The 21,823-nt window shown below is 58.4% G+C and carries 16 protein-coding genes; 7 read left to right on the top strand and 9 right to left on the bottom strand.

The window, feature by feature from the left end; translation table 11 throughout:
* Positions 1-34: 34 nt before the first annotated feature.
* The 5 genes from HUV30_RS04320 (at position 35) to HUV30_RS04300 (ending at position 9,645) form a co-directional block, all read left to right on the top strand.
* Complete coding sequence (locus HUV30_RS04320) at positions 35-466, top strand: hypothetical protein (protein ID WP_174404202.1); 432 nt, start codon at positions 35-37, stop codon at positions 464-466.
* A 33-nt stretch (positions 467-499) separates the two neighbouring features.
* Entirely contained in the window at positions 500-775 is a 276-nt protein-coding gene (locus HUV30_RS04315) for a TRASH domain-containing protein (RefSeq protein ID WP_243452068.1), read from the top strand.
* A gap of 107 nt (positions 776-882) precedes the next feature.
* A complete protein-coding gene (locus HUV30_RS04310) occupies positions 883-3,135 on the top strand; it encodes an efflux RND transporter periplasmic adaptor subunit (protein WP_174404201.1) in 2,253 nt (750 codons plus the stop codon).
* Between the two features lie 19 nt (positions 3,136-3,154).
* The gene (locus HUV30_RS04305; RefSeq protein ID WP_243452067.1) at positions 3,155-7,177 is read left to right on the top strand and encodes an efflux RND transporter permease subunit; all 4,023 of its coding nucleotides are present in this window, start codon (positions 3,155-3,157) and stop codon (positions 7,175-7,177) included.
* Between the two features lie 326 nt (positions 7,178-7,503).
* Positions 7,504-9,645, top strand: coding sequence for a diguanylate cyclase (locus HUV30_RS04300; RefSeq protein WP_174404200.1), 2,142 nt, complete (start codon positions 7,504-7,506; stop codon positions 9,643-9,645).
* 56 nt (positions 9,646-9,701) lie between these two features.
* Here HUV30_RS04300 and HUV30_RS04295 read toward each other — a convergent pair whose 3' ends face one another.
* Both HUV30_RS04295 and HUV30_RS04290 read right to left on the bottom strand, forming a co-directional pair.
* Positions 9,702-10,979, bottom strand: coding sequence for a DUF401 family protein (locus HUV30_RS04295; protein WP_174404199.1), 1,278 nt, complete (start codon positions 10,977-10,979; stop codon positions 9,702-9,704).
* Between the two features lie 107 nt (positions 10,980-11,086).
* Complete coding sequence (locus HUV30_RS04290; protein ID WP_174404198.1) at positions 11,087-11,275, bottom strand: hypothetical protein; 189 nt, start codon at positions 11,273-11,275, stop codon at positions 11,087-11,089.
* 164 nt (positions 11,276-11,439) lie between these two features.
* On the opposite strand from HUV30_RS04290, the gene HUV30_RS04285 reads away from it, so the two are divergent.
* Positions 11,440-12,342, top strand: coding sequence for a LysR family transcriptional regulator (locus HUV30_RS04285; RefSeq protein ID WP_174404197.1), 903 nt, complete (start codon positions 11,440-11,442; stop codon positions 12,340-12,342).
* Positions 12,343-12,396: 54 nt separating this feature from the next.
* Here the strand turns inward: HUV30_RS04285 and HUV30_RS04280 are convergent, their stop codons facing one another.
* Positions 12,397-13,491, bottom strand: coding sequence for a glycosyltransferase family 2 protein (locus tag HUV30_RS04280; RefSeq protein ID WP_174404196.1), 1,095 nt, complete (start codon positions 13,489-13,491; stop codon positions 12,397-12,399).
* A gap of 238 nt (positions 13,492-13,729) precedes the next feature.
* Between HUV30_RS04280 and fumC the strand changes: the two genes are divergently transcribed.
* On the top strand, positions 13,730-15,151 hold the full coding sequence (fumC, locus tag HUV30_RS04275; RefSeq protein WP_174404195.1) for a class II fumarate hydratase: 1,422 nt from the start codon (positions 13,730-13,732) through the stop codon (positions 15,149-15,151).
* A gap of 132 nt (positions 15,152-15,283) precedes the next feature.
* Here fumC and HUV30_RS04270 read toward each other — a convergent pair whose 3' ends face one another.
* The 6 genes from HUV30_RS04270 to HUV30_RS04245 all read right to left on the bottom strand — a co-directional run bounded on the left by HUV30_RS04270 (position 15,284) and on the right by HUV30_RS04245 (position 21,471).
* Positions 15,284-16,141, bottom strand: a complete 858-nt coding sequence (locus tag HUV30_RS04270; protein ID WP_269890587.1) for a septal ring lytic transglycosylase RlpA family protein — start codon at positions 16,139-16,141, stop codon at positions 15,284-15,286.
* A 171-nt stretch (positions 16,142-16,312) separates the two neighbouring features.
* A complete protein-coding gene (locus HUV30_RS18450) occupies positions 16,313-17,149 on the bottom strand; it encodes a Tim44 domain-containing protein (protein ID WP_174404194.1) in 837 nt (278 codons plus the stop codon).
* 275 nt (positions 17,150-17,424) lie between these two features.
* A complete protein-coding gene (locus HUV30_RS04260; protein ID WP_174404193.1) occupies positions 17,425-19,248 on the bottom strand; it encodes a triose-phosphate isomerase in 1,824 nt (607 codons plus the stop codon).
* Entirely contained in the window at positions 19,245-20,033 is a 789-nt protein-coding gene (locus HUV30_RS04255) for a hypothetical protein (protein WP_174404192.1), read from the bottom strand. Before HUV30_RS04255 ends, HUV30_RS04260 begins: the two co-directional genes overlap by 4 nt.
* A gap of 250 nt (positions 20,034-20,283) precedes the next feature.
* On the bottom strand, positions 20,284-20,913 hold the full coding sequence (locus HUV30_RS04250; protein ID WP_174404191.1) for a type I restriction endonuclease subunit R: 630 nt from the start codon (positions 20,911-20,913) through the stop codon (positions 20,284-20,286).
* A 300-nt stretch (positions 20,914-21,213) separates the two neighbouring features.
* Positions 21,214-21,471 (bottom strand): hypothetical protein, encoded by a 258-nt coding sequence (locus HUV30_RS04245; RefSeq protein WP_174404190.1) that lies wholly within the window; start codon positions 21,469-21,471, stop codon positions 21,214-21,216.
* Positions 21,472-21,823 lie beyond the last annotated feature (352 nt).

Below are 21,823 nucleotides of genomic sequence, written 5' to 3'. Positions count from 1 at the left end.
CGTTTCTGCTTCAACGAAACAAGGAGTTACCACCATGACACGTACCACTTCCCTCAAAACCGCCCTTTTTGCTTTCGCGCTGGCCCTTTTTGTATCGGCAGCCCCCATTGCCGCATCCGCACAGGATACGCCCGCCCATACCGAACACGCGGCGGCAGACACCTCTGCAGCCCCTGCCATGAACGATAAGGCTGCCGGCCATAATATGATGATGAACGGCAAGACTACCGGCGGTGATATGATGATGAACGGCGCCCATAAGATGATGGGTGATATGTCCGACGGTGAGTCCATGATGATGATGGGCAAAGAGAAGATGAAGGCCCACGGCAATATGTCCAAGGGTGAAATGATGATGATGAATGGCCAGGACATGATGATGAAGGGCAAGAAGATGATGATGGACGGCCATTCCATGATGATGAAGGGCAAGGCCATGCATGACTCGGAACAGGGCAAGCAGTAACAAAAGCACCTGAAGATTATTGGAGAAATGTCAATGAGCACACTCATCAAATCCCTTGCAGCCCTTGCAGTAATGGCCATGCTCGGCATTGGCACCGGTCTTGCCACGGGTGCGGCATATGCAGCCGAACCCCAGACCAAATGCCCCGTCATGGGCTACGCCATCAACAAGAAGCTGCACGCAGACCATAACGGCAAGCGTGTCTACTTCTGCTGCCCTTCCTGCGAAAGCGAATTCAAGAAGAATCCTGAACAGTACATCAAGAAGCTGGAAGAACAGGGCGTGGAACTCGAAAAGACCCCTGCCTGACAACACCTCTGAACGCGCCGGAAGCACTGTTCCGGCGCGTTCTCCTGTTTCCGGAACCCCGGCCCTCTCACTGCATAATTTTTTGACACACCCGGCAGGAGCCCGTCATGCCTTTGCTCACCACCATCAGACGTTACAAATGGATTGCCCCTCTTCTCGGCGGTCTGATCATCATCGTTGCCGTTGCCCTGTATTTCAGGGGACATAAGCAAGCCCCCGTCACAGAAAAGACGCTCTCCGAACACAAGGATCACGGGCTTGAACGCAGCACGGATGCTGCCGGCAGGGTGGTGTGGACCTGTTCCATGCACCCGCAGATACAGCTCCCCGAACCCGGCAAGTGCCCCATATGCTTCATGGACCTGATAAAACTGGAGCTGGATGCCAACAGGGCAGCCGCCCAGAGTCTGCGTCAGGTGGAAATGAATGCGGATTCGCGCAAGCTGGCGGAAATAGTGGTCACGCCTGTCCGCAAGCAATCCGTGGCTCTGGACGTGCGCATGGTGGGCAAGGTCGAATATGATGAAACCCGCGTGGGCTCCATTACCGCATGGATGGGCGGCCGCATCGACAAGCTGTATGTGGATTCCACCGGCAGCGTGGTGCAGCGCGGGCAGGCCATGGCTTCCATCTACAGCCCCGAACTGCTCACCGCGCAGGCGGAACTGCTGCAGGCAGCCAAGGCCATGAACGATGCGCAGTCCACCAATCTTGATCTCGTGCGCAGAACGGCACAGCGCACCCTTGAAGCGTCCAAGGAAAAACTGCGTCTGCTCGGCCTTTCCAAAACGCAGGTTGATACCGTGGTCGCCAACGGCAAACCTTCGGACCACATAACCCTGCATGCCCCGCAAGGGGGCATCGTGATCAGAAAGGACGTGGTGGAAGGCATGTACGTGCAGACGGGCATGCCCATATACACCATTGCCGACCTGAGCCACGTATGGGTGGTGCTTGAAGCGTATGAATCCGACCTGCCGTGGATAAAGAAGGGGCTGGAAGTCACCTTTGCCGCAGAGGCATACCCCGGCCGCAACTATCAGGGCCGCATTGTCTACATAGATCCGATGGTCAACCCCAAGACCCGCACGGTGGATGTGCGGCTTGAAGTACCCAACGGCGACGCCAGCCTCAAGCCCGGCATGTTCGTGCAGGCAGTGCAGCGCATAGGCGGCAAGCAGGCACAGGCCACCACCGGCAAGGAAGACCCGCTGGTCATTCCCGTCTCCGCGCCGCTCATCACGGGCAAACGTGCCGTCGTGTATGTGCAGGCCAAGGACAAACCCGGCACGTTCATCGGCCGCGAAGTGGTGCTCGGTCCCCGCGCAGGAGAGACCTACATTGTCCGCAGCGGCCTTTCGGAAGGTGAACTCGTTGTCAGCAGGGGCGCATTCAAGATCGACAGCGCACTGCAGATTCAGGCCAAACCGAGCATGATGAACCCCGGCAGTGCCGAGGCCCCCATGCAGCACGCCCACGGACTGGCACCCGGTTCCCTGAACAGTCCCATGACGGATTCCATGCCGCAGCCCACGGCCATATACGAAGCACCGCCGCTGCTGCTCTCCAAACTTTCGTTTATCGGCGGCCAGATCGGCAAGATAGATGCTGCACTGCGTGCCTCTGATGTGGACGGCGCCAAGGCCCTGTATACGGACATGAACGCCAACCTGCTCTCCCTGATGGATTCCGTGGAACAGAATGCCATGCTTGAAGGCGACGCAAAGCTCGCGTGGAAGGAATTTTCCATGCTGCTTGCCAACGACGCCGTTCTGGGCAGCGAGGCCAGAGATTTCAAACGCCTGCACGAAGTACACGCGCTGACGCACACCCATTACGCCAATCTGGCCAGCGAATTCGGCGTGCCGGAAGCCGCAGGCGGCATGGCACCACAGCCCTTCCGCCAGCAGATAGGCGGGGTATTCAATGCCTACACGCCCATAGCCGAAGCACTTGGCAAGGATGATGCCGCAGCAGCGCAAAAGGCCCTTCCGGCACTCACAGCCGCTCTTGCCGCCGCAGACAGTTCCCTGCTGGACGAAGCAGGGCTCGCCACATGGAACAAGGCCCTTGGCCGCATGCAGGAAGGCATGAAGGCCATGACAGAAGCCGATGGCACCACCCCTGAGGGCATGAATGCCCTGCGTGCCGGATTCGAGAATCTTTCCCTCGGCCTTACCGCCGCTGTCATGCAGCTCGGCATACGCGCCGACGGACCAGTGTATGAACTGTACTGCCCCATGGCCTTTGACAGCAAGGGAGCTTCATGGCTGCAGAAGGATGAGGACATCCGCAACCCCTATTTCGGTGCGGCCATGTACAAGTGCGGCGAAGTGACCCGCCAGCTCAAAGACAAGTAGCGGCAAGGCGGAACACACCATGAACGAACAGCAACAGCACCCTCTTTCCGCGCCCCCAGATATGCCCTCGGAAAACGCAGAAGACACGTCCGCAGAAAGCTCCAACGCCGTATGCGTGATAGAAGAACAGCCCGAGGTTGTTCCCGTAAGCCTGACCGACAAGATCATCCACTTCTGCCTCAAACGGAAGCTGGTGGTCTTTCTGCTCGCCACCATGATCATAGGCTGGGGTGCCATGGTGGCCCCCTTTGACTGGGACATAGCCGGACTGCCGCGCAACCCTGTGCCGGTGGACGCCATTCCCGACATCGGCGAGAATCAGCAGCTCGTGTTCACCCAATGGACAGGCCGCTCCCCGCAGGACGTGGAAGACCAGATAACATACCCGCTCACGGTTTCCCTGCTGGGTATTCCCGGTGTAAAGACCGTGCGCAGCTATTCCATGTTCGGGTTCTCGTCCATCTACGTCATCTTCAACGAAGATGTGGAATTCTACTGGTCGCGCTCGCGACTGCTTGAAAAGCTGAACTCGCTGCCCCCCGGCACCTTGCCCGAGGGCGTGCAGGCCACGCTCGGGCCGGATGCCACCGCGCTCGGACAGGTATTCTGGTACACCATTGAAGGCAGGGACCCGGACGGCAATCCAACCGGCGGCTGGGATCAGGATGAACTGCGCAGCGCACAGGACTGGTATGTGCGCTATGCCCTGCTGGCTGCCGACGGTGTTTCGGAAGTGGCCTCCGCAGGCGGTTTCATCAAGGAATATCAGATCGATGTGAACCCCGATGCCATGCGCGCCCACGGCGTGACGCTGGAACAGGTGGTAAACGCGGTGCGCATGTCCAACCTTGATGTCGGCGCGCGCACTATAGAAGTGAACAGCGTTGAATACCTCATCCGCGGCATCGGCTTCATCAAGAAGCTGGAAGACATTGAAAAAGCCGTGGTGCGCGTTGCGGACAATATACCCATAACCGTACGCGACGTGGCAACTGTCGCGCTCGGTCCGGCCACCCGCCGCGGCATGCTGGACAAGGACGGCGTGGAAGTGACAGGCGGCGTGGTCGTGGTGCGCTATGGCGAAAACCCGCTGCAGGTCATTCAGAACATCAAGAAGAAGATCAACGACATAGCCCCCGGCATGCCCTCCAAGGTGTTGCCGGACGGCACCGTCTCCAAGCTGACTATTGTGCCTTTCTACGACCGCTCGGGGCTCATTCAGGAGACGCTGGGCACCCTTGATACCGCGCTTACGGAAGAAATCCTGATCACCATCATCGTGGTGCTCATGGCGGTCATGCATTTCCGCAGCTCGCTGCTCATCTCCACACTGCTGCCCATTGCCGTGCTCATGTGCTTCATTGGCATGAAGGCGTTCAAGGTGGATGCGAACATCGTTGCCCTGTCAGGCATAGCAATCGCCATCGGCACCATGGTCGACATGGGCATTATCATCTGCGAAAACATATTGAAAAAGCTGGAAGATGCCCCCCCGGGTGCCAGCGTGTTCAATCTCATATTCTCCGGCGTGTCAGAGGTGGGCAGCGCCGTGCTCACCGCAGTGGCAACCACAGTGGTCAGCTTTCTGCCGGTGTTCGTCATGGACGGGCCGGAAGGCAAGCTCTTCAAGCCCCTTGCCTATACAAAAACCTTTGCTCTCGGGGCCTCCATCATCGTGGCGCTGACCATTCTGCCCGCCCTTGCCCATGTGCTCTTCAAGAGCGGCAAGCTGAATCTGGGCAGAGGCATACGCCGCTTCATGCTGCCCGCCGTCATGGTCATGGCAGGGCTGTGGGCAGGCATGCGCATTTCATGGTGGGCGGGACTGCTCATCGCGTACATAGGTGTGCACCGGCTGCTGGTTTCCGCACTGCCCCCGCTCTGGCAGCGTATTATTGCGCGTGCGGAGAACTGGGCCGTGATCATTGCCGTAACCGTTGTGCTTTCCAGCCACTGGCTCCCGCTCGGACCGGAAAAGGGCGAGCTGAGCAACCTGCTCTTCGTGGCCATGCTCATCGGCGGGCTGATGGGCTTTTTCCAGCTGTTCCAGCGTGGTTACCCCACTGCGCTTGCATGGTGCCTGCGCCACAAGCTGCTTTTCATACTCCTGCCCGCCACCATCACCACGGTGGGCATGACCGTGTGGCTCGGCTTCGGCAATCTCATGGCATGGGCTCCTGCATCCGTACGTTCTTCGACCCCGGTTGCGGCGCTCAGCCACGCATTTCCAGGCCTTGGCAAGGAATTCATGCCGCCGCTGGACGAAGGCTCGTTCCTGTATATGCCCACCACCATGCCACACGCGTCTATCGGAGAAGTGGCTGACATACTGGCCAAGCAGGACCACGCCATAAACGCCATACCGGAAGTGCAGACTGCCGTGGGCAAACTGGGCCGAGCAGACACGCCCCTTGATCCGGCACCGGTTTCCATGATCGAGACGGTAATAAACTACCACTCGGAATATCTGCTCGGCGCAGACGGCAAGCGCATGCGCTTCCGCTTTGATCCTTCCCAGAAGGATTACATGCGCTCGGCAGCAGGCGACTTGCTGCCCGCACCGGATGGCATTCCCTATCTGGTACAGGGCCTCTTCGAGCGTGACGCCGCGGGGGCACTCATCCCTGACGACAACGGCCAGCCGTTCCGTCTCTGGCGTCTGCCCCTTGATCCCGCCATCAACACTAAGCGCGAGGCGTGGCACGGTGTGCGCAATGCCGACGACATATGGGATGCCATAGTCATGGCAGCGGATGTGCCGGGTGTAACCAGTGCCCCCAACCTGCAGCCCATTGCCGCACGCATAGTCATGCTGCAGTCGGGCATGCGCGCCCCCATGGGCATCAAGGTCAAAGGCCCCGATCTCAAGACCATAGAATCCTTCGGCATGCAGCTGGAACGCTACCTGAAGGAAGTGCCTTCCATCATGCCTGCGGCTGTTATTGCAGACCGCATTGTGGGCAAACCCTATCTGGAAATCGTGGTGGACCGCGATGCCATCGCCCGCTACGGCATTCAGCTCAACAAGGTGCAGCAGGTCATAGAGGTGGCTGTGGGCGGCATGCTCACGACCACCACAGTGGAAGGGCGCGAGCGCTACCCCGTGCGCGTGCGCTATCAGCGTGAACGCCGCGACTCCATGGAAGATCTTGAAAGCATTCTGGTCGCCGCCCCCTCGGGCGAGCAGATTCCCCTTACGCAGCTTGCGGACATACGCTACGTGCGCGGCCCGCAGGTGATCAAGAGCGAGGATACCTTCCTTGTCGGCTATGTGCTCTTTGACAAGCGCGCAGGCCATGCGGAAGTTGACGTGGTGGAACAGGCCCAGAACTACCTGCAGACCAAGATAGCCTCCGGCGAGCTGAAGGTGCCCACCGGGGTCACCTACGAGTTCGCAGGCAGCTACGAAAACCAGATACGCGCCCAGAAGAAGCTGGCCGTCATTCTGCCGCTGGCCCTGCTGGTTATCGTGCTCATTCTTTATCTGCAGTTTAACGCGGTTTCCACCACGCTCATGGTCTTCTCGGGCATTCTGGTTGCGTGGTCGGGCGGCTTCATCATGCTCTGGCTGTACGGGCAGGACTGGTTCCTGAACTTCGACATGTTCGGAACAAGCATGCGCACGCTCTTTCAGGTGCAGCCCATCAACCTTTCCGTGGCGGTCTGGGTGGGCTTTCTGGCGCTCTTCGGCATTGCTTCGGACGATGGCGTGCTCATGGCAACCTATCTGGACGAATCAAAGGCCCAGCAGGCCATCTGCAGCAAGCAGGCAATACGCGATTTTGTGGTGCAGGGTGCGCAGCGGCGCATACGTCCGGCCCTCATGACATCTGCCACCACCATACTTGCCCTGCTGCCGGTGCTTACGTCCACGGGACGCGGATCGGATATCATGGTTCCCATGGCCATTCCCTCATTCGGCGGCATGACCATTGCGCTGCTTACCGTATTCGTGGTGCCGGTGCTCTACTGCTGGGTGGAAGAAATAAAACTCACACTCCGCCAGAGGGAAGACTCTTCTCCCCCCGTGCTGACAAACTGACAGGCGGAGCAGCAGTCCTGATATGCAGGCGGCGGCATAACAGAATGCACGACACACAACCGGTGGCGTGACATAATTCCGGACGCATCAGCGTCGTCATGCATCGCGTCGCAAGCGATAATGCAGGGGGCATCATGAGAAAATGATGCCCCCTGCTGTGTTTCAGACCCGCAATAGGGTATTCTGCCGTGATATCTTACCGAGATATGTAAAAAACGCATGACAAGGGCGCGACTCCGAGGCAAATTAGAGAATAAACTCAACGCGGTTCACTGCTCATCAATACCGGAACTGGCAGCAAAAGGATACAAGCAGCGAAGTACACCATGAAAAGATACGAAAAACTGGACAAACGTCTCGCCTTGGCAGCTTTTCTACTGCTGGTATCCGTCATGGCCCTTGATGTTCTTACCCAGTTACACCTGAAGGAAAAACACCTGCTCGAGCAGCGCGATGATCTGTTCCTGAAGCTCGGCTCCCTGCGCCATCTGGTTGAGAAAGAGCTGACCGCCAACCTGCTGCTCATTCAGGGAACTGCCAACTTTATCGTAGCTACCGACAACCTGACCGACGATAATTTCGACAAATATGCTCGGGAAGCGCTCAGGGGAAACAACGAGATCAAGAACTTAGTCGCCGCTCCGGACTTCGTAATTCGCTATGTCTATCCTCTCAAGGGGAACGAGGCGGTTCTGGGCAAGAACTACAAGGACCTGCCCAACCAATGGGGGCTGGTACAAAAGGCCTATGAAACCGGCAGCCTGGTCGTAGCCGGACCGCTCAAGCTCATACAGGGCGGAACAGGACTCATCGGCCGTGCCCCCGTATTCATCGGGCAGGGGGATGAAAAAAAATTCTGGGGCATAGTGTCCGGCGTCATAGACATGGACCACCTGTTCAGGAGCATAAAGGCAACCTCTCAGTCAGCGGGCATTACCATTGCCATACGCGGCAGAGACGGCAGGGGCCTTTCCGGCGATGTCTTTCTGGGAGATGAAAGCCTGTTCACGGCAGAAGAGCAGTCTGTGCTCATGCCCGTGGTCTTTCCCACCGGTTCATGGGTAATAGCCGCCCTGCCCCAAAAGGGCTGGGACCATGCTCCGCCCCTGTCGTGGATATTCCATCTTGTCTATCTGCTCATGGGTGTAGGGGTCACCATAAGTGTCAGCCATGCCCTCAAACGCAACATGGCACTGCAAACCACGCAGGAGCTGCTCAACGAAGCTCAGCATGTGGCCCGGCTGGGTAACTGGAAGCTGGATACGCAAACGGGCATCTTCTGGTGGTCCAAAGAATTCTACGCCATCCTTGGTGTGGACGAGAGCATAACCCGGCCGACTCTGGATATGTTTTTCGAATGCATCCATCCGGACGACCGCGAAACGGTCAGAACCGCCTATGAACGATTTATTGCCACAGGCGAATCACGCGGGTTTGACTGCCGGATCGTTCGACAGGACGGGACCATACGCTATATCCACGCTGCCAACTCCCGGTTTGCCGGAGAGGGAAAGCAGGCACTTGCCTTCGGCACCATTCAGGACATCACGGCGCGAAAGGTCATGGAAGACGCCCTTGTTGCCGAACAGGACAAGTTCAAGGCCATGGCGGATGCATCATACGACGCCTTCATCATGATAGACAGCAGGGATACCATTCTGTTCTGGAGCGCTGCAGCCGAACGGCTCTTCCGCTGGACCTCGGAAGAAGCCCTTGGCCAGAAGATGCACAAGCTCATCGTGCCCCCCCAATATCATGATGACGCCATGAATGGGCTTGAAAAGTTCAAACACACCGGCACAGGCATGGTAATGAATTCCGTCATGGAATTCAGGGCCCTGCGCAGGGACGGGACAACCTTCCCCGTGGAACGTTCCGTCAGTGCCTTCAAGAGGGGAGATGAGTATTATGCCGTGGGGAACCTGCGCGATATCACCGAACGCAAGTTTGCCGAAGAAAAACTTGAACGCATGGCCACCACAGACGGCCTCACGGGACTGACCAACAGGGCACGCTTCCTCGAAATTGCCGCGCAGGAACTGGAAAGGAGCAAGCGCTACAACCACCCCCTGTCGCTGACCATGCTGGATGCCGACAAGTTCAAAAACGTAAACGACACCTATGGACATGATGCCGGTGACGCCGTGCTGGTGAACATTGCCGAAACAGCAAAACGCACCCTGCGCGAAACCGACACCTTGGCCCGCATCGGCGGGGAGGAGTTCGTCGTCCTCATGCCGGAAACGGAAGAAGGTATGGCCATGCAGGTTGCAGAACGCCTGAGGGAAGCCATAGAGAATCAGGAAGTGGTATCCGCTGACGGCAGAATCATACGCTACACCGTCAGCGCGGGCGTGACAGCAATGCGCACAGACGACACCTCAATAGGCTCAATCCTCAAGCGCGCGGACAACGCCCTCTACACCGCCAAAAGCGCAGGGCGCAACCGCGTCTGCAAGGCCGATTAAGACCCGACAAAAACGGGGAAGGCCCATAAGCCGGATAAGATCAGATACGACCGCAGCTACCGCAGCAGGATAAAGTAGACGATACCGCTGCTGATAAGCAGCACGCAAGGCATCACCAGCTTGCGCCACGTACCGCCGATATCCACCTTGAAATACTGGCAGGAAAGCACAAAACAGATATGCATGGGCGATGACATGATGCCCGTGAAGCCGGAAAAGATGGAAAGCATGACATAGGCTGCCGTCTGATCCTGCAGGCCCGCCTGCGCCAGAAGCCCTGTCAGCAGCGGGAAAGTGGCGCCCACATAGGCAAGGGTGATGCCGGAAACCAGCCCCACCAGATACGGCAGCAGGGTTGCGGAAACCACAAGCGCCGTGGTGCCGCCCGCCAGTTCGGACAATTCGCGGATAACCCCCGCAGCCTGCATGGTGTCCTTGAAGATGAATATGGATGCCACCACCCCGAGCATGACCCACAGGTGTTTGTTCGTCACCGAGCGGACAACAATGGACACACTGCCGGGGTTCTGCCCCACCGCTACCAGAATGGATGCGGAAAGCGCCAGAATCACACCATATTCAAAGGGAACGGAGGGCATGAACAGGCTTATGCCCACCTCCATGCCCACGGCACCGAGAATGGCCACAAGCAGCGGCAGGCCGAAACGCAGCACCTTGCCGTGGTTGCGCTCGTGCACCTCGCCTGCGGCCTCGGCATCCAGTTCAAGCACGCCCGGACGCAGCATGAAGAACCAGCCGAGCGCGAGCATCACAACCATGCCCGGCAGCCCGTACAGGGCAATATGCCCTATGGAAAGGCCGGTTATGGATGCAGCAAGGATAATGCCCGGATACAGGGGCCACCATGTTTCCCACACGTGCCGGAACCAGTAGTTCAGCAGTACCCTGTCGCGGGCAGGCACACGCAGCTTTTCAGAAACGCTGCCCAGCATGGGGGCGGAAAACACCGCACCGCCCGGCATGGGCAACAGCCCTATCAGCACGGGGAAAAATACCAGCCGCAGGCGCGGGTGCCGCAGATAGCCTGAAAGGCTGTCCATGAGCCGCCCGGCCTGTCCTGTCTTGTCCAGCACATCACTCAGCAGCAGAATGAGCGCCACGATAACAGCCAGAAAAAGCGTCTGCGGCTGTGCGAGCGCCTCGCCCACTGTAGCCGGCCATAGTGAGGCAGGCAGTTTGAACAGAAGAGCCATGGTCATGCTGCCAAGGCAGATGGAAAGCATGAGCCCCAACCTGCAGCGGATGGCGGTGAGCATGATAATGAAAACAGCGGCGAGCTTGAAAAGCGGCATGAAAGATACAAAGGCGGACATGGGATTCCCTCGATATAGAAAAAGAAAGCAGCCACTCCCCCATCTACCCTTTCAGACCGTTTGTAAATAGTGTTTGTTCAACACTGCGGTTTGGCCTTGAATCTCCGTTACGCACAGCGCGTTAAAACCCCTGCGATCAGAACAGCAAGCAGTATCCACACCCCCGTCTTCAGACGGCAGCCCCACGCTGTCATGGCAGGACTCACATCGGGAATCAGGCCGCAATCTTCCGAAAAAGTGTCTTCCGGCTGCATCAGAAACCGGAGCACGGCAGACATCTTCACACCATTTTCCATGACTTCCTCCTACGCTTGGCGGTTGCATGCCATGGATGATTAGCACTGCGCCTGAAGTCCGATCCAACGCATTATCGTGATGGGAGCATTCGCCATTTCCGATTGGCCTTGGCGCGCAATGCGCGCTACATGAAGATCACCACGCCGCTGCACAGGAGTCCTTCATGGAACTGCATCAACTACGCTCATTCATAGCCATTGCAGAAGAAAAGAACCTTACCCGCGCGTCCGAGCGCCTTTTCCTCAGCCAATCCGCAGTCAGCGCGCATCTCAAAAGCCTTGAAGACGCGCTGGGGGTAACCCTGTTCTCACGGACGGCAAAGGGAATGCAGCTTACTCCGGAGGGTATGACGCTGCTGGAGAGGGCACGCTCCCTGCTGGATTCGGCCAACGCCATGCTGCAGGAAGCCAAAAGCCTGAGTGGCGAACTGCGCGGGACGCTGAAGATAGGGTTCAATACAGATCCGAATTTCCTGCGTGTGGCCGATCTTTCCACCCGCATGCGACAGGCATATCCGGATATTGAGCTGCGCCTTGTGCAGGCCATGACCACCGAAGTGCTGGACAGCGTCCAGCGCGGAGAAATGGACGGCGGGTTTACCTTCGGCAGTACCGCCAATCCGGCCCTGACCGTACTGGAGCTGGCCAGCGTACCGCTGCACATTGTGGGACCCGCCAAATGGAAATCCATGCTGGACTCAGCCGACATGCGCGCCCTGGCAGGCATGCCGTGGGTATGGGTTCCCCCAAGCTGCCCCTTCCACAATCTGCTCGACGAGCGTTTTACCGAACAGGGGCTGACCTTGAAACGGGTGGTGGAGACCGATCATGAAGATATTCTGCGGGCACTGGTCATTGCCGGCGAAGGGGTGAGCATTCTGCGCAAGGCAGAGGCGGAAGAACTGGAACGGTTGGGAAGGGTCGCCATCTGGCGTGGCATGGAGATCGCCATCCCTCTCGGCTTCGTGCACAAGGCGTCCCGCGACGAAGACCCGCTCATCCGCGCCACGGTGCAGACAGTGCTGAGCATCTGGAGGGCAGCCGCCTTCGACAGCGAAGACAACTAACCGCAGAGAACGCCAAGCCGCGAAGAACACGTTCGGGTTACCCCGAACTGGCTGCTACTCCACCCGCAGCAGCGGGACGGCAGCCTCCAGAACGGAGCAGGCCGCCGGAGTCATGACGGGCTGCAGCAAGGTGGCAAAGTCCAGCAACGGCATGGTGTTCCGCGCGGACTCGTTGTCGGGGCCGGTTACGGACAAACGCCCGAGGTCCTCGCACAGCAGGCCGCGCAGGGCCGGACACCCCTCCAGCAGGACCAGAGCGGCGGCAAGGGGGACATTCGTATACGCGGCCGCTTCCGGTCGAGTCTGCGCCGCATGGCGAAACAGGTCCGTCATGGCGTAAACCAGATAGAGCAGGTCGAAATACAGAAAGAGCCTATTGGCAGCTACCGAGCGGGCCATACGTTCGCGCATGGTGTGCAGCAGAACATTGCAGGCTTCGTCAAGGGGCCGCCCCGCATCAAGAGCAGCTTTCAGGTGATAGCCGTGCCAGCGCCAGCCGCGTTTCACAATCACATGGCGCGGCAACAGGCGCACCTCGCTTGCCTGCGCATCCGTGGTCAGCACAAGGCGATAGCCGCCCGCAAGCAGGCGTTCGCAAAATCGTGCGTCTTCCCCGTACGGTTCCTGATACTCACCAAAGCCGCCCACGTTGCGCCACACTTCACTGCGCAGCAGCCAAACCCCGCCGGAAACAAAGGAAACATCGCCCGAAACACCCATCTGCAGGCTATAGGCATGGGCGGTGTAACGGGCAGCGGGGCTGTCGCCCGAGGCATGGCGAAGCGGTGTGGCAGCTATGCCCACATCCGGCGTTGCCGCCAGTGGCAGGCAGGTACGCAGCCAGTCGTGAGAAAGGCGCACATCGTTATCCATGGAAAGGATGAACCGCGATGTCGCCGCGCTCAGGCCGGTACGCTTGGCCTCTGTGCGTCCTCTGTTCTCCGCGTGGCGGATGATGGAAAGCGGCAGCAGATTCCACCCGCTGGCAAAGGGAATTGCAGATCCGTCATCCACCACGATGACCCTGCGGGGCAGCACGGACCATGCCCCCACGGATTCCAGCAGGGCATGGGTGTGGTCGGCATCGTCACAGGTGTATGTGACCAGTGTGACATCGGGTCTGAGCGCGTGGGCTGCGGGTGCGGACAAGGCGTGCTCCGTTTATGACAGCTGGCCCGCCGGCATCGCCGCTGCAGGCCTCGTTAGTGAATTTACCAACCCGAAGATTCGTCCGGTTTTGTCCTTTACCGCCGGGCAAAGCCAAATACTGCAAAACACTGCCAGACACTGTCGGACACGGCTGGACATGGACCGCCCCAGCCTGTAGATACTGAGGTAATCAGCTCCGCATACCGACTATTCCGACCATACCGTCAGGGAGGGTACCATGACTGCTTATGAACATACATCGGCCGAATCCGCAACCCGCACAGAAACCGACAGCATGGGTCCCATTGAGGTTCCTGCCGACAGGTACTGGGGTGCGCAGACCCAACGCTCGCTCAAATACTTCGCCATAGGCCACGACATCATGCCCGAAGAGATCATCCGGGCCTTCGGCCTGCTCAAGAAAGCCGCGGCACAGGCCAACAGGGAACTCGGCAAACTGCCCCCGGACAAGGCAGACCTCATTATCGCCGCCGCGCAGGAAGTGCAGGACGGCAAACTTTCCGGTCACTTTCCGCTGCACGTATGGCAGACAGGCAGCGGCACGCAGACCAACATGAACGCCAACGAGGTTATTGCCAACCGCGCCATAGAGATGGCGGGCGGCGTGGCGGGCAGCAAACAGCCCGTCCATCCCAACGACCACGTGAACATGTCGCAGTCATCCAACGATACTTTTCCCGCGGCCATGCACATTGCCGCCGCCCTCATGCTCTCGCACGACCTCATCCCCGCAGTGCGCTACCTGCGGGTGGCCCTGCAGGACAAGGCCGCGCGGTGGGACCATATCGTCAAGATAGGCCGCACCCACCTGCAGGATGCCGTGCCCATGACGCTGGGACAGGAATTTTCCGGCTACGTGGCCCTGCTGGATGAAAATCTGGAACGGCTGGAATCGACACTACCGCACCTGTACAAGCTGGCACTGGGCGGCACGGCCGTGGGCACAGGCCTGAACACCCACCCGCAGTTCGCCAAAACCGCCGTGGCCAATATTGCGGAAGAAACCGGCCTGCCCTTTGTGCCTGCCGCCAACTTCTTCGCGGCCCTTTCTGCGCACGATGCCGTGGTCATGACCAGCGGAGCGCTCAAGACGCTGGCCTGCTCGCTCATGAAAATAGCCAACGACATCCGCTGGCTCGCCTCCGGCCCCCGCAGCGGCATAGGCGAGCTGGAACTGCCCGCCAATGAGCCGGGGTCATCCATCATGCCGGGCAAGGTGAATCCCACCCAGAGCGAAGCCATGACCATGGTTGCCGTGCAGGTCATGGGGCTGGATGCTGCCATCGGTTTTGCCGGCTCGCAGGGAAACTTTGAACTGAACGTGTTCAAACCCGTGATGATCTTCAACCTGCTCACAGGCATGCGCCTGCTTGCCGACAGCTGCCATTCGTTCACCGACCATGCCGTGAAGGGCCTTCTCGCCAACGAAGCTTCCATTGCCCGCCACGTGGCGGCATCGCTCATGCTGGTCACGGCCCTTGCGCCGGAAATCGGCTACGACAAGGCCGCCGAGGTAGCGCACAGGGCGCATAAGGAGGGCGGCACTCTCAAGGATACCTGCCTCAGACTCGGCTACCTGACTGCTGAACGCTTTGACGAGATCGTGCAGCCGCTGAAGATGGCCAAGCCGCACGGGTAGCTTGTATCCGCTATCGCCAGCCACACGCGCTCACAACGAACGCCTGAATACATAAATCGTACAGGGTACACAGACAAAAAAAGCCGGAGGCATGTGCCTCCGGCTTCTTCATTGCATCGCTATACCGGTGTGCTAGTCAGCAAACACGAAAACGCCGTCACTAAGGGACGCCAACTCACCCTTGGCCTGCTCGGCACCTTCCGCTCTGGTGTAGGGGCCGACCTGCACACGCCACAGGCTGCGCGTATCATCATACACCACACGGCAGGGCTTGCCCTGATTCACCATGCGGTCCTTCAGGCCTTCCGCATTGCTCTGCTTGCCGAACGCACCTATCTGCACGAAATAGCGGCCATCAGGCAGGTAGGCTTCGGGATTGGGCTGCGCGGCCACGGCTCTGGAAACAAGAGAGAACGAGCTGGACGGCTGCTCATCTTTCAGGGTGGCCTCTGCAATGGCAGTATCATTGGGGGTCTGCAGCGCTTCCACGCGGACACGGGCGGTACCCGTCTCGGCCATGCCTATTTCCTGTGCCGCCGTGTAGGTCAGGTCGATGATACGATCCTTGATGAAGGGGCCGCGGTCATTGACGCGCAGCACCGTGGACTTGCCCGTCTCAAGGTTGGTGACACGCACGGGGGTGTTGAAAGGCAGCAGCTTGTGCGCCGCAGTCATGCCGTACATGTCATACACTTCACCGTTGGCGGTCTTGCGACCATGAAAATCTTTGCCGTACCACGAGGCGTAGCCTTGTTCCACAAATCCGGCAGCGGAAGACATGGTCGTATAGGTGCGACCATTGATAGTGTAGGTTTTGGGCTTCTGCCACTTGGATGGCGGCTGCAGCGGCGTGGGGCCGGAAGGTTCAGCCTGCGGCGCGGGCTTGTAGGTATCCGGCGGAGAGACGGTCTTCTTGGCACAACCGGCGGAAAACGCCAGCGCTGCCAGCATGATGCAAGCAAATATCAACGGCAGAGACTTCTGTCGCATGGTTCCTCCGTAAGGGTCAGCGTGGGAAACTTCGTCTCTATATATACTCTAGAGTCCAATGTCGCAAGCTTCGCATGCAGGCACGGGAGAACCGCGTCTTCCGTGCCTGCCGCGAAAATGTCCGGAGCATCTGATACCGGCCGGTGAACCCGACCGGTCAGTACGGACGTATTATCTCTCTATCTGCTGAATGCCTTCCAACAGCCAGAAGTCTTCAGGACGATTGCGGTCGCGGCTGAAGTGCCACAGTTCGCGATCCTGTCTGGAATGCGTGTCGCCGTCTTCGCGCAGCATGACATCATACAACACGGCAACGACAATCTGCTGGCCCACTTCACGCGCTTCAATGAGCTGCGGGGTAATGAGCAGCAGTTCGGTTTTGCCGGGAGCCGGATCTTCCACAGCCTGCCGTGCTATTTCTTCATACACCTCGTCCGAGGTGAACTGGCGGATATCCGCCATGTCACGCTTGTCCCACGAGGACTGCAGACGCACGTATATTGCCTTGGCTCCCTGCATGAATTCATCCGGATCGAATCCGGCAGGCAGATCCGGCCCGGAAGCCTGTTCCGCAGTTCCGGCAAGGTTGCCCCATGCGCTGGCAGAACGCTCATGCATCTGCACGCCGCCCGGCTGCGGTCCGGCACCTTCGGCAGCCATGCGCCGCGAGCGCAGGAAGCGGAACAGCATGAACAGGCCGCCGCCTATGAGCAGCATATCCAGCAGCCCCGGGCCGCCGCCACCGGCTCCTCCGCCAAACAGCATCGAGCCTATCAGACCGCCCATGAGCAGACCGCCCACCATGCCGCCAAGGCCGCCTCTTGCCCCCATGGGCTGTGCCGCAGCACCTTTGTTCGCCTGCTGTCCCTGCTTAGCCTGCTCGCCGGTCTGCGTCCGCGAAGGCGAGGTCGGGGCCTGTGCAGGGGTTTGCGCGCTGCGCTGGTAGCTGGGCTTGCTGCCGAACGACTTGCCGCCGCCCATTTTGCGCGCATCGGCCGTATCATGCATGAGCGCCACCGCGCCTAAGGTCATGCAAAAGATTACAAGTACTGATAGCCATCTTCTGTCCATGGTTTGGTTCTCCCGTGTTTCCTTTTTGGTTACTGGTTCATGGTTAAATCAGGGGACATCGTATCCGCAAAACGCCTTGGCCAATGCCCTTGGCCGGTGCCTTGTGCCGGTTGCACCACGCCCCCGGACTCCGCATGTGAAAAACGGCCCCCCGTTCCGTATGCCGCAAGGCATGCAGAGCGGAAGGCCGCAGGGTTTCGTCAAATGTGCTGCTAGTACAACTCGCCGGGATGCAGGTCGTCGTCCAGTTCGCCCTGCCGCTTGAGCAGCTGTTCGAGCTGAATGTCCGCGCCGATAACGCCGGTAATGTTGTCGTTCTCGTCCGTCACGGCAGCAGAAACAGTCAGAATCAGCTTGCTGGTGAATACGGAAGAGTACAGGTCCGTGATATGCAGCTGGCCGGTTGCCATGGGCTGAATGAACCACGAACGGTTGGAGAAATCGTAGCCGGGAGCCAGTTCCGCGTACTTGTGCTTGTTGGCTTCGTCCGTGATTTCTGCGGCAATGAGCTTGCCCTTGGCATCCGTGAGGTACAGGTACTGGATGAAGGGATACTCTTCGGCAAATTCCTTGAGGCAAACCTGATTGTCCTTGCCCAGATGGATTTCGCAATCCTCGGCAAGGCGCACAATAAGGTGTGCCGCAAGGTCGTTGGCCACGCTCCGCAGATGGTCGAAGTCGGATGCGAACAGTTCGGGCAGGTAGCGCTTCACCAACTTGATCATTTCCTTGTTGGAGAAGGAGGTGTTACGGCCCTGTTCGTACGCCATCATGATGCGGTCGTAGATCTTGCCCACAGCGGGGTGCTTCTTGGAAACAGCCTTGTCCGCAGGCACCTTGAGGTAGTGGTTGATCCAGTAGGCAACACCTGCGCGGCCCGACTTGTCGGTGATGATGATGGGCACGGCACGGTTGAGAATCTTCTTGGTGTCGAAGATGTTGTAGATCTCTTCGTTCTTGGCCAGACCATCCACGTGAATGCCTGCGCTGGTGGCGTTGAAGTCCTTGCCCACAAAGGGATAGTTGTCGGGAATGCTGTAGGCCAGCTCGTTTTCGAAGTATTCCGCGATCTGCGAAATCATCTGGGTGTTGGCCATGTCGTCTTCGCCGGTCAGCGAAATATATTCGATGATCAGCGCCTCAACGGGCGTGTTGCCGGTGCGTTCGCCAAAGCCGAGCAGCGTGCCGTTTACGCCGCCGCAGCCATAGAGCCAGGCGGTAACCCCGTTGACCAGCGTTTTGTGGAAGTCGTTATGTCCATGCCATTCCAGCCACTTGCCTGGTACGCCAGCTTCATCAGTGAAGGCGCGCACAATGCGGGGTACGGAACGGGGCAGGGTTGCACCGGGATACGGCACACCGTAGCCCATGGTATCGCACAGGCGAATCTTCACGGGCAGGCCGCTTTCCTTGGAAAGCGCCATGAGCTTTTCGGCAAAGGGCAGGCAGAAGCCGTGGATGTCTGCGCGGGTGATGTCCTCGAAATGACAGCGGGGAGAAATGCCCCATTCAAGGGCCTGTTCGATTACGTCCAGGTAGTTGCGCATGGCCTTTTCGCGGTCAAGGCCGAGCTTCAGGTACAGGTGGTAGTCCGAAACGGAGGTGAGCATGCCCACTTCGCGGAACTCCATGTCCTTGGCAAGCTTGAGATCATCCTTGTGTGCGCGTATCCAGCCGGTGATTTCAGGGAACTTGTAGCCCTTCGCACGGCAGGCTTCGATGGCGCGCCGGTCTTTGTCGGAATACATGAAGAATTCCGAAGCGCGGATAAGCCCGCTCATGCCGCCCAGTTTGTGCATCAGCTCGAAAATGGTTTCGATCTGCTTCACGGTGTATGGAGGACGCGCCTGCTGGCCGTCGCGGAACGTGGTGTCCGTGATGAACATGGGGTCCGCGGGGCGGGGCATGAGAAAAATATCGTCAAACGCTATACGGCTGATCTTGGTATAGGGGAACAGCTCGCGATACAACTCGGCCCTGTCGGGGTTATCGAGATTGAGCTTGGTCGTGGGCCGGTTCAAATGCAAAAGACTCATGAGACCTTTACCCTCCTTGGGGAAGTAGACTGTAACAGTGCCTCGGCTTCGGCTAGCACCGCCTTGGCGCGTTTGCATGCCGGATTGAGCCGGACACCCTCATGGGCGGCCCTGCATGCCTCTTCGGGGCGGCCGCATTCAATTAGGCCCTCTGCCGCCTGAATGTACATCCGTTCAGGCACATCCTGATATATGCTCGATATCAGGGCGTCGTATTGTTCCTTGAACACACTGCGTACAAGTTCGTTCTTATCAAACAGAAGCCGCGCCAGCAGGCGGTTTTCGCCATGTCGCGCGTAATATCTGCAGATCAGCTCACGGCTTTGTTCAACGATGAAGGTAACGCGGCGCACTTCGCGCTCTATGCTTTCGCGGGTCTGAAACAGCACCGCGCCGAGCGAATCTCCCAGTTCCTGCACTTCCTCGTACTGGTCCTGCCGCTTGAGGGCGCGGAACATGGGCGCATAGTGCTGCTGCTGATACGCATCTTCCTTCAGCTTGATGCACTCGTGGAATATGTAGCCGATGGCCCAGTCGAGCATGCGGGAAATCACATGGTCATCGGGGCTGGTGCGAAAAAGGTGGTGCGCGGTGTCCTTCAGACGCCACAGCAGGCCCTTGTTCATCATGTTGCCCAGCAGGTCGCGCATGGCGGCAAAAGAAACAGCCCCGTTTTCATCGAACCGGGCAAACTGGTCTTCCAGCTCTTTCGCGGTCATGCAGAAATCGCGCATGACATCACGCGCAAACTCATTCTTGTTGGCTTCGATCCAGCGTCGGGACATTCGGTACCACTCCACGGTGAAAGAAAGGGACTATACACAGAATTGGCGGAAACGCAAAATAGTTCCCAAAAACACGATAATATGCTAAAAAAATTCACTAATCATACAAAACACAGAGTCGAAACCCATCCTGAGCTACCAGCGGAGACAATATTGTAAAACACGAACAAACGCCTACCTCCCAAGGGTTTGCGTCGAATTTACAAAGTACTTGCCGCATGCCTGCAGAATCCATCAAACAGAGGAATCATCAGAGCATGCAAAGCGTCTCATCACAGCAGGTTTTGATGAATTCACTATAGGTATGCAGAATGCGCCTTTCAGCACCTATCCGCTCGGGGCTCAGCGGCAGAACCGGATGCTCCTGCACCAGACGCTCAAGCCAGTCCCATACGGGAATGGCATGCATCCCCCCGCCCAGCACCTCATCCTTCTGCACGCCCACGAGCATGGCGTCCTTGGTATCGGTTATGAGCACCAGCGGAACCGGTCCGCCCGGAAACAGGCGCGCGGCTGCGAGGCTCTCCCTTCTGTAGGTATTCACCTGTCCGGGGCAGAACAGCAGAATGAGCATAGGGCGCCCGTCTGCATCGTATACGGCCAGATCTATCGTGCGGCAGTATTCCTCTGCGCCGGTCTCTTCTTCGACAGCTCCGGCAGCTCCGGCAGCTCCGGCAGATACGGCAGATACGGCAGAGACGGCAGTACCGGCCACCGGGAAATGCACCCCGATTCTGGCACGCACGGAGGATGCAGGATAGCCCTTTTCTTCAACAAGAATACGGGCCAGCGCCTGCCGCAAATCTTCATACGTTGTCTGTTCCACCTGTTCCCCCGTCAGGTAGTCACGTATGGTTCGGCCAAGACTCACTTCATGCATTACCTGCCTCCTTGGGGCTCTCACTGCTCCATACCGTTACGCGGAGCCGGGTGGTCAAGCCGGAAACATCAAACCGGAAACACTGGATCGGCCACGTTGAGCCTCGCACACCGGCCACTGCCCTGCCGCCATCGTTACAGACACGCAAAGCGGAGTATCGCATGTACCAAACATATATCCGCATCAGCGTCCTGTCCATGCGGACACGACAACAGCTTCCTGCTCCGCAGCCGTCAAAGAAAGGACAAAAGAAAAGGGCGGCCTGTAACGGCCGCCCTGAAAAACGCATACTAATGGCATCTAGGCTTCACGCAGAAGCACCTTTGCCACGCTGATATCATAAAGCAACATGGGGTCGGAATCCCTCCCCATCTCGCGGTACATTCTCGCTGCCTGTTCTATGGCTGTAAAAGGCACCCAACCGTGCCTGTCCCAGACCTCCGGATGATCGTTGCGCCAGATGCGGAAGTGTACTTCCTCCGCCACCTGCATGACGTACACCCGGGTCTTTCGGTCAGCGGGATCGGGGTAGTAGTATATACCTCGTTCGTCTTTCATTCTAATCCTCCCTTTGGCCTGCGAAGGATGTGGCCTCTTTTCCCCCGCAGGTCAAGCCCGTAATTGGAGATTACACCCCTGCAAACCGCCCTTGACAGCCCCTCTTCACACCCTCGCAAGCCCCGTTGCTGCGCACTGCGGACCCAATTGAAGCAGGGTCCTCATTTCTGCTTCTGAAGCGCTGCAAACCGGGATTATGATGCGCTCAACCAACCCACATAAAATGGGTTCCGGGCTTGACAAAACAGGGGTTTCAAAATAGCAATGTAGTACTTTGTCCAAAAAATCACGTGACTCGGCGCAGGTTTTCAGACCGGAGCCTGCTGTCCAAAGCACGACCACGCAGACCTCA

Origin of the sequence: Desulfovibrio subterraneus, from assembly GCF_013340285.1 — a bacterium.
Lineage (GTDB): Bacteria > Desulfobacterota > Desulfovibrionia > Desulfovibrionales > Desulfovibrionaceae > Halodesulfovibrio > Halodesulfovibrio subterraneus.
This window is presented reverse-complemented; position numbering and strand designations above follow the sequence as displayed.